Below are 14838 nucleotides of genomic sequence, written 5' to 3'. Positions count from 1 at the left end.
CAAACCAAAATCAATTTGGCACAAAACCCAAATCTATGAGCCTAAATTTTATTGTACACTAGCTGTAAGTGCAGGTGTTTCCTGTTGTTCAATATACATTACGGCAGAATCTGCTATATACTTTTCAGGTTGAAACGAAGAATTAAACGTTTCTTTAACACGCGTTAATGTAGATTCTAGCCCTGTAAGTTTAACTCTGAATTCTTTAGGGAATTTGTCATTGTTTGAATAAACTGATATTAAACTTTTATATCTATCGATATTTGAAAGCATTCTTAACGTTAACTGACCAAACCTAAGTCTTAACGACTGAACTTTATACATATAAACTTCAACTTGCCCTTTCCATTTTCCTTTAGTCTCTTTTAACGTGTCAGAGACTGCAAATTTATTTGCAATAATAATTCTGCAGCTATTTTTAAAAGATTCTCTTCTGTTATCCAAATTTTCTTCAAGATATTTGCTTTTATAGGCATTTTGACTGATTCCATAATATGTGAGTTGTTCGGCCAGCAATAAACTATCTTCTATTTGCAACTGACATAGTTCCTTGTTTATTAATTCCCATTCATGATCAATTACAGATTTCTCATATTCAAATTGACTCGCTGCATTCAATAACTTAAGCATTTGTGGGGTTCTTTCCGCTAAGACTTTGTAGTTTTTCTTAAATGAACCAACTAACGCACTAATTCCAGATGAAACGGTTTGAACTATTGAGCCATAAAGAGGAACTTTACTAGTAGCATCGCTAACTAACTTAACTGAGCTGTTTACAAGGTCCAGCATTTGATCATTACTATTTTGCTTTGAATACCATTTTTCATATTCAATTTTCCAGTTATTGAATTCATCATATTTTTGCAGATTGGTTATATCTCCTAACTGAGTGAAAAAAGTTCTTGAAGCTAAAAAAAGGTCAGCAGGTTTAATATCTCGCTGCATGCTTAACAATTCAGTAAAAGCTAGTTGTCCATTATGGCTTATTCTTGTCTTAGGTGCTTCTTCAATAACTTTTATTTTGTTATCCAAAGCAACCTGTAAATCTTCTAATGTTTTTATTTTTTCCTCTATTTTTTTGTCATTGATAGAGGAAAGCCTTTCAGTTAATTTAGATATTTTTAGCTCATATTTTTGAAGTTCCAATGTCAACTGTTGGAGTTGCTTGTCTCTTTCATCCTTAATTTGTTCGGAAACAGTTTTTGAAGTATCTACCTGTCCAAATCCAATCTTTGAGGCAAAGCATATGGCTAAAAGAAGTACATTTTTTTTCATTTTATTTGTTTTTTATTGACTCTGAATAATCATTTACAAAATATCTACTTACATGCAGGTCCTTTTCAGAATTTGGGCATCTCAGTTCAGTTGCAGCGTATCTTCAGGAACGGCAAAGGCAGCAATGCCGGTTTCGTCCAGTTGTAAGCCAATGCCCAAGGGATGAGTTAGGGAAAGGTTTTGGAAAAGGTTCCATCTTTTTCTAGGGAGATGCTGATGTGCTCATAGCTCATGTAGTCGTTGATGAGCAGTGCAAAAAAGTCGTGGGAGAAATTCTTCAAATTTCCTTTCAGCACAAAATGAGTCGGTGCGGCGGAGGGCATTGTATTTTGCGGGGCGGAAGTTTCCCGGCAAAATAATAGGGCAGCAAAGGCTGGCAGAAGTTTCTTCATACAGCAGTTGGTTTGGGGTGTGGTGAAAATTAGGCTTTTCCGATTAAATAAACTAGCCAGAAAGGAAGAGAAATTGAACATTTTTGTAAACTTTGGGCGAGTCCATACTTTAAATTTGAGCTAAGGGATTGGCTTGCAAAGGTTTTCACTTATGGGCCAGTAGTTCTTTTATCCCGTTAATGGGGTGGATGGGCAGGAGAGTAAGTGCATCTTTAAGCCACTCAGAAAAGTTTATTCAATGTATCCTGCAGCATCCCTCAAGGCCGCAGGTCTTTGATAACATAATTTTTCTTCTCTCAGATCACCGCCTGCCTACCGAAGATGTACAATAAATATGCACACATTTTTTTTTGCTAAAAATATTAGTGTTGCGGGCGTGGATTTATTCTAAGAGAAACCGCGTGGCTTTCCTTCACCGGCAACCGATTACCTTGATGATGCATTGATTTACAAAAGTTTTTGATTCTCCGGCACTCATCCACCTTACTGATCTAGACAGCAGGCGACAGCATGAAAGGGGCGGGTATTATGGACAATGCGATTCTGATCGTGGACCGGAGCCTAACCGCAGAGCACCTTGATATCGTCCTTGCGGCCGTACAGGGAGAGTTTACGGTCAAGGGGTTTGTGAAAAGGCGAATGGGGCATGGCTGTACCCAGAAATTGACGCCTACAGTCTCCCTACGCATGGATGTAATGGAGGATGTGCTGGTGTGAGCATTGATCACCTACTTCATCGCCTACGATGCCAGCCGGGCTTCATAGAGATCGATTGCGAGGATATCGACCTCACCCTGGTGAGCGAGTACGTCAAAGGGGAGAAGGTGGAATATTCGGCCCCGTCTTTGCCATCGCACCAGCATTGCAAAAACTCCTACAAGGATGAACTGATTGACCTCAAAAGATGTGCTTCCCGTGGCCTGGAGCGTCCCCTGCACGCCGAGCAAACCAACCTTATTGCAGTGATAAGCATCCCGGTCCCTATCAACCACACCTCCTACCACTGGTACAAAGAGGATGAGCGGGTGACCGGGCGCTTCCAGTACCAGGGCACCCGGGAACCTACCAAGTCCTAACTTTTAAACTACTGATTATGAACGTATACCACAAAGCCTACTTTTCCGCAGATAACACCGTGATCCACCAGATCACGGTCAGCAAGCTCATACCAGGAAAGCCCGCCGAATTCGTGGACAGCTTCCAGAATGCCCGGAAAGATAAAGTGCTGAAGCGCTACAAGAAGATGCTCACGCCCGCGCAGTTGGATACCCTAAAAAAAATGATGAACGCCAATGCCGATTGCCTGATCGACGAAAACGGCAAGCCTTCCGCTGCCGACTGGTAATACCGGTGCTGTCTTTTTCCGGCCTCGGTATGGCAAGCAAACTCACTATCATAGCGACGGTCCCAGGAGGGGGCATCCTGTACAAGGACGAACTGATCGATGTGAAAAGCCGCGATTCTCATGGCCAATGGCTGGTTTATGCCTCTGGCGGGGTTAATGTATCTGCATTCCCGGCGTATTGTGGGTTGGTCCCTGGAGAGCCATATGCAGGAAGAACTGATTAGCAGGGCTATGAAAAGAGCTCTGGAAAGCACTAGTGGACGAAATCTGGGGAGGCCTACAGTCCGCTTAACGCGTTGCTTTTCGGTGGCATTGTCCATGCCCGTTTGGTTTTAAGGGCAAAGCTAAAGGCCATCAAACGACCGGCAAGACGCTGTTGCTCGTGTGTTTATCAAAGTTAGTCCTGTAAATATTGTTCATAAAGCTTTTGGGCCGTTTCCAGGCAACGCCTGTCATTGGTGTTCAGTAAATCGGCATAGGCCAGCAAGGGTGGGACGACAAGGTTATTGCTGCCATCCTGGTTCCAGAACTTCTCGTAAACCTTTATGTTTCCGCTTTTATCCGGTGCCAACCGGTAATCCTTTATCAGCTCACTCCTGGTTTCCGTGGTGTAGAGGGTAAATTCCGCCGGCTGCAGGTAATCTGTATAGAGATCACCGGCCGGCTCCCCACCCCAAAAAGTTTTGCCCGGTTTCAACGGCAGCGCTTTCCATTTGGCCTGTTCCGCTTCCGATAAAAAGCGGAATGTTCCTATTTTCAGGTCTGGCTTTAGCCTGGTTTCATAGGCCGAAATCCACCTGCTCTCCAGGTCTTTTCTATTGTGCAGCTTATACTCATTCTTCGCTACTTGCAGCAAAAAGCCTTCGGCTTTCAGTCCTTTAATAATATTGGTGATATTGCCAATGCCGGTACCTGTGAGCGCTGCAATTTGCCGGTAAGGTTTGTTCAGCCAGGTTTCATCTTGCAGGAACAGGAAGAGTGCCTTTACCCCCGTTTTGGTAAAAGCCCGGTTTCCCCGCTCAGGTGCCAGTTTCAGGGGTTTTTGTGTCTCTATCCAAAGAAAGATACCCTGCCGCCTGATAAACAGGTTGCCGTTTGCTTCCAGGTAGGCTATGCCGGCCTCCCGGAGCGTTCCCTTTACGGAAGGCAGGATGTGCCCGGCCAGCAATAAAAAGGTCTCGTTGCCTGCTGCTGTCTCCAGGATACCGTGGAGGTGTTGGCCCCTTACTTCCTTTTTCACTTCCGTTTGGAAGCGAACGGTTTGCGCTCCGAGGTCCAACAAAAGATCTCCACCCGGTTTATCTTTAGCCCGTTTGTTCCAGGTAGCTTTTATCCGGGTCTGGCTGTACAGGTTTTCTATGGCGGTATGTACTATTTCCTGTTCCATAGTCGTTCACTTTTTTTAATCGTTCACAGAAACGTGAACAACGATAAAAAGTGAACAAATATAGCTTTTTGGCTTTGGAACCCGTTCCCTACAAGAAATTAATCGGTGCACTTTTGCTTTAAGCCGGCCTGCTTTAACGAAGAATACAACCTCTACCTGGAAAACAGCCTGATCTTTACCTTTAACTACGATTGCATCACCCCGAAGGCCGGGGCCTGCTACCCGGTTTACTCCGGTTCCTTCAAACCTTCTCTTCCTGCTGAATGGAGCAATCGCTCTACCTCCCCGTCAATAATGCCTGCCACATCCTTTTTGACATTCAAAAAATTTTTCGCTATGACTTCCGGGCTTATGGAATGGACTACAGGAAGGTCTTTTGTGTCGTTTCTTGCTGAAGGAAACATTCCAAGTTTATTCTCCAGTTCCGCATGAAAGGTCTTCAGTTCGATTTTCTCTCCCGGGGTATCCGCTACCATGCCCACAAATTCCCCGGAGGAAAGCGAAGCGATCTTTGAAGGAGGGACGGCATAATCCAGTTGCCCCGATTTGCTTATGGAGGTATCGATCCGGTTCACCGAGACGCTTTCCCGTACCTGTATGATCCTGCCAAAACGCTCGGACAGGAGTTTCGCGGTTTCCCCGGTTGCCTGCCCACTGATCACGTTGCCTATAATGTTCATGACTACATCGGCGCTTTCTTTCCCATAATCCTTTCGGAGTTGGCTGAAGTCCTGGATGCCCAGGCAGGTGGCAACCCTGTTTGACCGTGCCGTAGCCAGCAGGTTGTCGACGTCGTTGAAGAAAATGGTAGGAAATTCATCAAAGATGAGGCTGCACTTGTGGCAGTTCTTCCGGTTCACCACCCGTACCAGCCGGTTGACGTACAAGGAAATGACGGCTCCATAAACCTGTTGCTTTTGCGGGTGGTTCCCCATGCACACCACTTTGGGGCTTTTGGGATCATTAATATCCAGGGTAAAATCATCCCCGGAAAGTACCCAGTAGAGCTGCGGGGAAGAGAGCCGGGCCAAGCCGATTTTGGCGGAACCAATCTGGCCTTCCAACTGGCTCATGGCGCTGTTCTCATAAGCCGAGATAAATGGGTTTACCAGCACTTCTATTTCCTTCTCGGTTTTCAGTACCGGGAAAAGCTTGGCATAGTCGGCCTGCATCAGTTCAATAACGTGGGGCAGGGTGCAATAGGTTCCTCCCTGGTATTTCTTTAAAAACCAGATCACGGCAGTCAGGAAGTTGATGGGCGACTCTACAAAGAAGTCCCCCTGCCTGCGGATCCAGTCCCGGTTCAGTCCCATGAGAATAGTTCGGGCTGCTTCGGCCGCATCAGTGATATCTAAGAGAGTGGAAGGTTGAAGCGGGTTGCAGCGATGAGAGCGGGAAAGATCTTCGAAATTTACCAGGTAAAAGGTTGGTTTTACAGGAAAGGCGGACCGGCATTTTTGAAGCTCAGTATAGGTAATACGGGTAAGGTCGTCGAACTTGAAGTCATAGACAAACATCGAGAACCCTTTTGCCAGGTGTTGGGAAATCACATGGCGGATGACAAAATGGGTTTTGCCCGAACCGGGATTTCCCAATACCAGCAGGCCACGGAAGGGGTTGATAATATTTATCCAACATCTTCGGGTCTTCCCTTTGAGGATGTAACGGGCCGGCAGGTTAATGGAGTATTCGTTTTGGAGCAGACGTTCTTCCTGCGGAAAGCTTTCGTTCAGGCGGTTAAAAATGTCTCGGCCCAGTTGCAGCCGGATCAGTCGGGAAAGCAGTGTGCCGCCCGTCAAAATCAGAATATAGCCGAGGGCGGTCACTGTTATATATAAGATGGCGATGGTTTGTGCCGCCCCCTTAAGCTGTAACAGCGGGGTGCCGGTAAAATAGAATAGCGTGCCCAGGAGCAGGTAGATGGCCACCGACCTCCTGCCTATTTTTTCCTCTTTTCTTCCTTTGGCTCCCAAAAGCGAAATCAGCAGCAGTCCCAGGGAAAGCAGCTTGGAGTTGTGGATGCTGTGGAAGAGGCTGGTCCGGCTGATATTCCCCAAAATGTTATCGGAAAGAGGAGCGGTCAGGCACCATAGGGCAAAGGCTCCGTAGCAGTAATAGTAAAAGTGCAGCAGGAGTACGAGAATACTTGCCACCCGGGTGAAGTCCACAATCTTCCTGAGGCATTGTTCATCTTCCATTCTTGCCATAGCCAAATTTTTAGAGTCCGAGGTTGAGGTTTTGCTGCTGCTCCTTTTTCTTTTTCAACCGCTCTTCCGGCGGAGTAACAGAAGCGCCCTGGGCTTTGAGCAGCTGGTGGAAGAGCGCCCGCCCGGTAAGCTCCTTTTCCTGCGACAACGTTTTCTCCGGCTGCTTTTTCTGCAGCAACACTGGGCTCAATTTCTTTTCCATTTCCAGCTTCTGGGCTCGTGCATGTGCCAGCCGGTTTTCCAGCCCTTCAGGGGTGTACTCCTGCCCAAGGTCACGGTCGCGGAATACCGAGCAACTGCGGTGGTCTATATAAATTAAGGAGTCGGCGCGCCCCGCTTTGCCTTTTTGATGCGAAACATCGATTTGTTCCCGTAACAGAAGCTTCCTGATGCCGGAAAGGTCCCTGCCAGGGTTTTGGAGAAGGGTCCAGTCAATGGCGGTTTTCAGTTGCTTTTGATCCATGCTGCGCTTCAGCTCGTTTTCCAGAAATTTCTTTTCCAGCAGGGCCATGGTTGGCTTTCCTTCCAGTGAGCTGGCCTTAAGGGGTACACCTTTTTTCAATCCCTTTTCGTCCAAAGCCCGGTATACCAGCCCCTGGTGTTTGAAGATGCGGCTATGTTCCTTTCCCCTTTCCGCCTGTACGCCATACAGCTTCAGTACGGCATTGAATTCATCCAGGCTGGTGAAATGGTATTGGTGGAGCACATGGCTTACGGCCTTTTCAATACCCCTTTTGGTCTCGGTCCTGCCATAAACCACCCGTTCCACTTCTTTATTTAGCTCCTGCATTTGTTTTCTTTGCTGGTCCTCAGCGCGTACGAGGTCAAACTCCTGTTCAATTTCTCTCCGGGCTTGTTGGGACCGTTTGCAACCCGGGTCGTGAAAATCAATCCTTTTGCCACTATGCTGAATATTGGTGGTCACAAGGTGTAGATGGGGATGGCCGGCATCGAGGTGCTGGTAGACCAGGTAAGGCTGGGCGCCAAAGCCTATTTTTTCCATATACCTCGAAGCGATCCCGGCCATTTGTTCCTGATTCAGGCGGTCGGAGGGGTCGAAGTTGATGGAAAAGTGCAGGGCATTGAGCTTTGTCCTTTCGTTTAAAGCGGTCAGCTTTTCAAAGTGGCGGAGTATTTCAGAATAAGTAAGCTGCGTGGCCTCCTTTAAAAAGCCGGAAGCATGAAGAAGGCGGGCCTGTGCCTTTTCCACCTTTTGTTCATTGTAGCGCAGTGCCCGGGCAATACTTATCGGGGTTGTTATTCTTGTAACCATAGGTCATATATTTTATGCATGCAGGATTTGATTTCTTCCACCTTTTTGAACAGCACTTCCTTGCCTGCCTCATTCAGCACCAGCCATGCTTTGACACCGGGGAGATCGCTAAGGCTTTGGAGTCGTTTTACGGCCGAGGTAAAGCTTTTCTCCAGCAGGGTAACCTCTTTATGAAGTCCGGCCAGTTCTGCCATTATTTCATCTTCCGACTGGTTTCGGTAAGTACCGATGATAGGCTTACCGAGCAACTTTTTCCGGGCATATTCACTTAGTCCTCGACAGGTGGTATGGCTCTGGTAGCTCTGTATCTTCTGGAATTCTTCCAGGCTGAGCCGGATATGCAGCCATTGGTTCCGGGTAACTTTCTCTTCTTTCATGATTATCCATTTTAAAGGGTTTGCTCAAAAAAGATCAGGTAATATTTCTTAATGTTTTGGCCGGTTCGAAACTTGGGTGTGATACAATTCTATATCTCGACGGTTCTAAGCTGGGCCCTACATTTTGCCGTTGGGCATTGAAGAAAAAGCTGGGCTTTATGCTGGGATTCAGGTAGCGATGAATGGTTCATTTAAAGTGGATACGTGAATTCGGAAGCTGGGCTATCGGAGGGAGAAAGATGATGGAAAAGACCGGAAGGCCGACCATTGCTGTCGTGTGCTGGGTTCCAGGCAGGGGGAAGCCAACAGCCGCTATATCCCACTGGTGCTGAATGGAACCCTTTGCTTCTTTTTGGATGAGTTCTGAAAGTTTGACAGCTTCTTTAGTAGGAGAGAAATCGTAGGTTCGGACGCATCCAGATATGATAGAATGCTCTTCTTTTACTCTTCGGAATTCCCTTATGACAAGGGAAAAATGGAATTTACTGATCATAACGCCTCCTGCCTTTTTCACGATTTGCAACTCCAACAATGATAAAGAAACAGACGTAAAAAAGACCCGGATTGCCGGTCTAAACTTTAGCCCGGTTAGACTTTCTGCTGCCATTTAATTTTAGGTTCGATAAGTTCTTTTTTGTCATTCTCTAAAATGTGCATATGAGAAATGTGTTAACCTGGAACAATGCCCAGGAGATGGGACTTTCTGTCAGAATTCTTACCCGGTGCGACAAATAATGGGGTTTTGAGTTAAAAATGCACCAACCCGACGCGACAATTAACTAATACCTGGTGCGACAAAATTGTTTAATTTTATAAGCGGGCGCGACAATCATTACGTTTTTAGTTAATGATCACCTTAGAAAATAGTTCCTGCTTGGACTTAAAGCCTACAAGACGTATAACGAAGAGCTACTGTTCCATTACTGGTAAGAAACCAAGTAGGAAAACAGGCAACTCTCACCGCTTCGAGTCAGCTCTTGAACGCGACTATATTTCACTATTAGAATTTGATGAGCGGGTGGAATGGTATGTAGAGCAACCGTTTACTATTTCTTACTCTTATAATGGAAAAGTTCGGATTTATACCCCAGATTTCCTGGTAATCTATAAGCCTTCCGTTGATGCCATACCGCTCCTGGCTGAGGTAAAATATAAAGCAGACTTGAAGCGGCATGAGGCCGAATACCAACCAAAGTTTGAAGCTGCAATTGAATTTGCCCATGAGAAGGGGTACCAATTTAGTGTGATAACTGAAGAGGAGATTCGGACAGGCGGGTTGCAAAATGCTGTGTTCTTAAATAGATATTTACATGGAGATGTTGATGCAGAATGTGCTACCATTTTAATGACATGTTTATCAGATCTGCAATACAGCACCCCGGAAGCACTTTTAACTTACTGCAGCAACACTGCCAATAATAAATCGGAACTACTTTATGTATTATGGCAGCTAATAGCCAGAAGAACAGTTTGCTGCGATTTAATTGTTCCTATTACGATGAATTCAAAAATATGGATCAACCCATCTTTGAGATAAAGCCTGGCATAATCGTACTATTTAATTCTGAAAGGTATGAAGTGCTGAGGTTATTGGATGCATCAAGTGCTCTGGCCAGAAAACCCCATACTCAGGAGGTGCAAAGGCTTTATATCGATAAACTTGAGCCTATAGTTGAGGGTGACACTAAGGTCCCTCAAGAAAAAATAGTGGATTTGGGAGAGGTGTCCGAAAAGAATTGGGAAGTTGCTAAAAAGCGTTTTGAATTTGTTTCTTTATTTTTTGAAGGAATAAATGGAAACAATAACACTGCTGATGAGATTGCAAATAGAGCAGGGGTCCATAGGTCAACATTTTACAGATGGTTAAAAAAATATCAACGTACCGGACTGGCGTCCTCCCTATTAAACGAAGAGAATAACGGCGGTAGAGGGAAAAAGCGTTTGAGCAAAGAGGTAGAAGCTGTTATAGAGTCAGTGATAGACGACCGCTATTTAACCACTCAACGGCTCAGCGTTAAGAAAGTTTCATTTGAGATTGCAGGAAAGTGTAAAAATGCCGGATTACCTCCCCCCGACTATAAAACTGTCCGAAACAGAGTTTATGCCATAACCGAGGAGAAAAGGATGGCAAGGCGATATGATAAATCAGTTGCGAATAATAAATATGAGCCGGTGCAAGGCAGTTTTCCGGGAGCCGACTATCCGCTTGCTGTTGTTCAAATTGACCATACGTTATTGGATATAATAACAGTTGACGATGCCAGCAGGGAGCCTATTGGAAGGCCCTGGATAACTATTGCAATTGACGTGTTTAGCAGAATGGTACTTGGCTTTTATATCTCTTTGGATCCCCCTGGAGCTATGGGGACAGGGCTGTGCCTGTCACATGCAATTTTGCCAAAGGAACTATGGCTTGCCAAAATAAATATAGAAGGCAGGTGGCCTTGTTATGGTATTATGAAGTCAATTTACCTGGATAACGCAAAAGAGTTTCATGGGTATATGCTTGAACGTGCTTGCCAGGAATATGGGATTGAGATCAATTTTCGTCCGGTAAAGAAACCGAAGTACGGTGGTCACATTGAGAGGTTAATAGGAACGGTATTAAACGAAATCCATACCGTCAAAGGAACAACTTTCTCCAACTCTGGTCAAAGAAAGTTTTATGAGTCGGAAAAGGAAGCCTGCCTTACTATTGCTGAACTTGAAAAGTGGTTGGCTACTTTTATTGTGAATGTATATCATGAGCGGCAGCACAAAGCCATTGGCACAAGTCCAATAGCCAAGTATACCGAGGGTATTGTAGGTTCCAAGAATCAGATAGGCACAGGATTGCAAAGGCCCATTGTAAATGAGTTAAAATTGAAGTTAGACTTCATGCCGTTTATTGAAAGGACAATCCAGAAGTCCGGAGTGCAAGTCAACCTCATAAATTATTATCATGATATTTTAAGAAAGTGGATTCATGCCTGTGCCAACACAGATACACGGGCATCAAAGAAGAGAAAGTTTATTTTCAAAATGGATCCCCGTGATATCAGCGTCATTTATTTTTATGATCCGGATATTAAGGAATACTTCCCCATTCCATACAGAAACCCAGCGTTACCTCCAATGACTATATGGGAGCACCGAGAGATCATCCGTTCTCTGCAAAAGAACAGTAAAAACGAAGTAACCGAAAATGCAATTTTTGAAGCCTACTCAAGAATGAAGCAAATTGAGGATACGGCTTCAAAAACTACGGTTCGGGCAAGGAGGAAGAATACCCGTGCACTGCATGCACTGCAAAAGAGTATTAGAAATGAAATTGCTCCCTTGAAACCAGATAACATAGCGGAAGACCCAATTACCGGTGACTGTATTTTACCATTTGAAGATCTTGAAGATGAACCATTTAAGTAAATCGGTACAAGAAATTGCATCCTTAGACGACAATACAAGGATCGGAAAAATTCTTTCTGATAAATGGATTGGTTATACAAGGGCAAAGAATATTCTTTGCAGGCTGGATGAGTTATTTGTCCATCCAAAGACTCATAGGATGCCCAACCTCCTTTTGATTGGTCCGACAAATAATGGAAAGACGTTATTGCTTAGTAAGTTCTTTCAATTGCATAAGCCTGTAATAACGCCTTCGGACGTTCATTTAAACATTCCTGTAATTTATATTCAAATGCCTCATAAGCCTGATGAAAGGAGGTTTTATAATGTTATTCTCGAAACGTTAAATGCGCCACAGAAAGCTAATGACCGGATTGAGAAAAAACATGGGCAGGTGTTGTCAATATTAAAGAAGATTGAAACCAGAATGCTAATCATAGACGAGCTGCACCATATTTTAGCTGGAAACTATTCCAATCAGAGAGCCTTCCTGAACTTGATCAAGTATTTATCAAATGAATTGCAAATGGTTATTGTCGGCGCAGGAATAAATGATGCTTATCATGCCATAAATACGGATCAGCAAATGGCTAACCGGTTTGAACCAGCCTTATTACCCAAATGGAAATTTGAAGAGGAATACCTAAGATTACTAAAAAGCTTTGAAGCACTGCTGCCCTTAAGGAAGCCTTCCAATCTGGAAAGTAAGGATAAAGCTATGAAGATATTAAGTATGTCAGAAGGCATCATTGGTGAAATGGCCACTATATTAAGAAAGAGCGCCATCTTGGCGATCCAATCAAAGGGTGAGTGCATTACCAAACAAATTTTGGACAAAATCGACTATATCAGCCCTGCCGATAGAAAACGTCAATTTGAAAGTGTAAGCTAATGGATACTTCTTTTAGTTTGTTCAGTGAAGCTGATCGCAAATTACTGCCCGCATGCTCTAAACCGTTGCAGGACGAGCTGTTCAGTAGTTGGCTGACGCGGATGTCGCAGGACCATGGCTTAAATATATTTGAATTTTGCAATTTATGTTGGCCAAAGGCTGCAATATTTGAAAGGGATATAGACAGGAACTTGAAAGATGAAGTGATCCACCGGATTGCAGGAAGGACAAACTGCAGCTTTGAAGAGGTTAAATCCACCTCAATTAGGTATTTTGAATACAAGCTTTATGACCCTAATATTAAGAAATCAAATAGCATGACAAAATGGGTGTTGCCTATTGGAAGGCAATCATTTAAACACAATATGAAAGGTTTGATGTTTTGCCCCGGGTGTTTGACACATGATGCAGAGATGCCTTACTATAGGAAAAAGTGGCGCTTGGCGCTAACTTTTGCCTGTGTAGAATGCGGATGCTATTTATATGATTGTTGTCCTTGGTGTGGTTCTCCGATATGTTTTTTCCGGAACTCGATTGGCTTGATCAATCAGGGGTCCTTCAAGGGTTGGGTGACCTGCTTTAACTGTAAAAAAGATCTACGGAAAAGCAATATAAAGCAGGCTCCTGATGAGGTTATTGAAGTCCAGAAGAAATTGTATGATATTTTGGAGTTTGGTTTGGGCTGCAGGATTGTTTATCCTATTCAATACTTTGATGTATTGGGCTTTATGGTCAAAATATTGGTCAGTTCCAGATTAAGGTTCCAATCGTTGCGCGAGGACCTTCTTAAATATCATAAAGTTCCTTTTTTTACTTCAGAATCTAATAGGCCAAGGTTTGAAGCACTCGAATACAATAAAAGGATACAGGTTATTACTGTAGCTCATTGGTTGCTGGAAGATTGGCCAAACAGGTTTATTTTTTATTGTAAAAAACATGGCCTTTGCAGTACTGATGCATTGCCAGACGTAAAAGAGGCGCCTTTCTGGTATGAAAGTGTGATAAAAGATGAAATTTACCGTCCCCGAAATACACAATCAGAAGTTCCCTTTGGCCTGTATAGTATTTTTGGAATAACAAATCCGCAAAGTGGTCATCATAGACGTCGTGTTAAGTTTTAACTGTACAGTGAGCTTATGAATAATGGCTTGCCGGCTCACTGTACAGTTAGGTTTGGGCTTGGTGTCGCATCTGGTTATGGTATTGTCGCATCGCGTAGGAATTTTGACACTTTCGCTCTAGAAAAAGGGCTATAAAAGCCCTTCGTCTGCGAAACTGAAATACCCCTCACTGGAGATGATGAGGTGGTCGAGGATCTTGATGTCGAGGAGCTTTCCGCCTTCCTTGAGTTTGCGGGTCAGTTCTTCATCCTGACGGCTGGGTTTGGTGTTGCCCGAAGGGTGGTTGTGGCAAAGGATCATTGCCTGGGACCTGATCTTTAAGGCTGCGGTGAAGATAATACGTACATCTGCAAGGGTACTGTTGAAGCCGCCGGTGGAAACCTGGAAAATGGCCAGGACTTTATTGGCGCAATTGAGGAACAGGACCTTGAGGTGTTCCACCAAGTCCATTTTACCTTCTTCCCAATGTTGAACGAATAAGTCGTACGCATCGCTGGAGGTGGCAATTTGAGGGCGTTGGGATGCCTTTACTTTGGAGGTGTACACCAGTTCGATCTCAGATACCTGGAAGCCGGGACAGGGAACCAATTGCTTTTTCATAACAGCTGATTTAAAGGTTAATGAATGCTGAGGCCCCATTTCCGGCTTTGGGCAATCAAGACCAAAAGGAAACCGAATAAATCCGTGGGAGAAGAACGGTGAAGAAGTTGGTGGGCTCGTGCAGGATGTGAAGACGCAAGCAGGTTCTGCTGTTTTATGCGGTAGTCTTTTGGGCGCTTCAGCAGCCCAAAGCCGAACTTTGCTTCAGGCATTAATGAATGAAAAGCCGATCCTTGATCCAGAAAGGAAGTGAACCGATGATGAAAATGATGGTATAAGTCCAGGATCGATATGGGCTCGCTGCTCCATAGCATTACCGGACGTACAAGTGAGTGACACAACGAAAGCCCAATAGTTGCAACTCTGGTAAGTTCAAAACACCTGTTCTCCTTATTACTCTTCAGAAATATTGCAGCAGCGTCAACAAGATAAAGGGGCGTCTGGAATACACCGCTCGAAAAGAAGCTGCCCTTCCTGTTCCACGATTCAAACTCTATTCAAGATGCAACAGGTTGTTGAATGATCATATACTCTATCCTGTTTCGTAAGCACAGCCTGATGATATTTAAAAAAATTATTTTATGA

15 protein-coding genes are annotated in these 14838 nt (G+C 44.4%); 7 read left to right on the top strand and 8 right to left on the bottom strand.

All coding sequences use genetic code 11. The annotated features are described in order from the left end of the window. Nucleotides 1–48: 48 nt before the first annotated feature. Nucleotides 49–1275 carry a hypothetical protein gene (locus V9K67_RS20860; RefSeq protein WP_336725856.1) on the bottom strand — a complete coding sequence of 409 codons (1227 nt, stop codon included), beginning with the start codon at nt 1273–1275 and terminating at the stop codon, nt 49–51. Between the two features lie 167 nt (nt 1276–1442). Further along, complete coding sequence (locus V9K67_RS20855) at nt 1443–1667, bottom strand: hypothetical protein (RefSeq protein ID WP_336725855.1); 225 nt, start codon at nt 1665–1667, stop codon at nt 1443–1445. A gap of 510 nt (nt 1668–2177) precedes the next feature. Between V9K67_RS20855 and V9K67_RS27190 the strand changes: the two genes are divergently transcribed. The 3 genes from V9K67_RS27190 to V9K67_RS20845 are packed head-to-tail and all read left to right on the top strand — an operon-like array spanning nt 2178 to nt 3012. Beyond that, nucleotides 2178–2384 carry a S24 family peptidase gene (locus V9K67_RS27190; RefSeq protein ID WP_414696786.1) on the top strand — a complete coding sequence of 69 codons (207 nt, stop codon included), beginning with the start codon at nt 2178–2180 and terminating at the stop codon, nt 2382–2384. Beyond that, nucleotides 2381–2743, top strand: a complete 363-nt coding sequence (locus tag V9K67_RS20850; protein ID WP_336725854.1) for a hypothetical protein — start codon at nt 2381–2383, stop codon at nt 2741–2743. The genes V9K67_RS27190 and V9K67_RS20850 overlap by 4 nt, the downstream gene beginning before the upstream one ends. A 17-nt stretch (nt 2744–2760) precedes the next feature. Next, nucleotides 2761–3012 carry a hypothetical protein gene (locus V9K67_RS20845; RefSeq protein WP_336725853.1) on the top strand — a complete coding sequence of 84 codons (252 nt, stop codon included), beginning with the start codon at nt 2761–2763 and terminating at the stop codon, nt 3010–3012. 397 nt (nt 3013–3409) lie between these two features. Here V9K67_RS20845 and V9K67_RS20840 read toward each other — a convergent pair whose 3' ends face one another. The 5 genes from V9K67_RS20840 to V9K67_RS20820 all read right to left on the bottom strand — a co-directional run bounded on the left by V9K67_RS20840 (nt 3410) and on the right by V9K67_RS20820 (nt 8863). Continuing rightward, the gene (locus V9K67_RS20840) at nt 3410–4399 is read right to left on the bottom strand and encodes a type IV toxin-antitoxin system AbiEi family antitoxin (protein ID WP_336725852.1); all 990 of its coding nucleotides are present in this window, start codon (nt 4397–4399) and stop codon (nt 3410–3412) included. Between the two features lie 227 nt (nt 4400–4626). Continuing rightward, on the bottom strand, nt 4627–6606 hold the full coding sequence (mobC, locus tag V9K67_RS20835) for a conjugal transfer protein MobC (RefSeq protein ID WP_336725851.1): 1980 nt from the start codon (nt 6604–6606) through the stop codon (nt 4627–4629). A gap of 10 nt (nt 6607–6616) precedes the next feature. Beyond that, the gene (locus tag V9K67_RS20830) at nt 6617–7879 is read right to left on the bottom strand and encodes a relaxase/mobilization nuclease domain-containing protein (protein WP_336725848.1); all 1263 of its coding nucleotides are present in this window, start codon (nt 7877–7879) and stop codon (nt 6617–6619) included. Then, on the bottom strand, nt 7864–8256 hold the full coding sequence (locus tag V9K67_RS20825; protein WP_336725845.1) for a plasmid mobilization protein: 393 nt from the start codon (nt 8254–8256) through the stop codon (nt 7864–7866). The genes V9K67_RS20830 and V9K67_RS20825 overlap by 16 nt, the downstream gene beginning before the upstream one ends. 187 nt (nt 8257–8443) lie before the next feature. Further along, complete coding sequence (locus V9K67_RS20820; RefSeq protein WP_336725843.1) at nt 8444–8863, bottom strand: hypothetical protein; 420 nt, start codon at nt 8861–8863, stop codon at nt 8444–8446. A gap of 240 nt (nt 8864–9103) precedes the next feature. Between V9K67_RS20820 and V9K67_RS20815 the strand changes: the two genes are divergently transcribed. The 4 genes from V9K67_RS20815 to V9K67_RS20800 are packed head-to-tail and all read left to right on the top strand — an operon-like array spanning nt 9104 to nt 13653. Next, nucleotides 9104–9793, top strand: coding sequence for a TnsA endonuclease N-terminal domain-containing protein (locus tag V9K67_RS20815; protein ID WP_336725841.1), 690 nt, complete (start codon nt 9104–9106; stop codon nt 9791–9793). Further along, nucleotides 9769–11661, top strand: coding sequence for a TnsB C-terminal domain-containing protein (locus V9K67_RS20810; protein WP_336725840.1), 1893 nt, complete (start codon nt 9769–9771; stop codon nt 11659–11661). Before V9K67_RS20815 ends, V9K67_RS20810 begins: the two co-directional genes overlap by 25 nt. Further along, nucleotides 11645–12532, top strand: a complete 888-nt coding sequence (locus V9K67_RS20805; RefSeq protein ID WP_336725839.1) for a TniB family NTP-binding protein — start codon at nt 11645–11647, stop codon at nt 12530–12532. The genes V9K67_RS20810 and V9K67_RS20805 overlap by 17 nt, the downstream gene beginning before the upstream one ends. Next, on the top strand, nt 12532–13653 hold the full coding sequence (locus tag V9K67_RS20800) for a TniQ family protein (protein ID WP_336725836.1): 1122 nt from the start codon (nt 12532–12534) through the stop codon (nt 13651–13653). Before V9K67_RS20805 ends, V9K67_RS20800 begins: the two co-directional genes overlap by 1 nt. Before the next feature lie 129 nt (nt 13654–13782). Here V9K67_RS20800 and V9K67_RS20795 read toward each other — a convergent pair whose 3' ends face one another. After that, nucleotides 13783–14253, bottom strand: coding sequence for a JAB domain-containing protein (locus tag V9K67_RS20795; protein WP_336725834.1), 471 nt, complete (start codon nt 14251–14253; stop codon nt 13783–13785). Nucleotides 14254–14838 lie beyond the last annotated feature (585 nt).

The organism is Huijunlia imazamoxiresistens (genome assembly GCF_037132455.1).
GTDB lineage: Bacteria > Bacteroidota > Bacteroidia > Chitinophagales > Chitinophagaceae > Flavisolibacter > Flavisolibacter imazamoxiresistens.
This window is presented reverse-complemented; position numbering and strand designations above follow the sequence as displayed.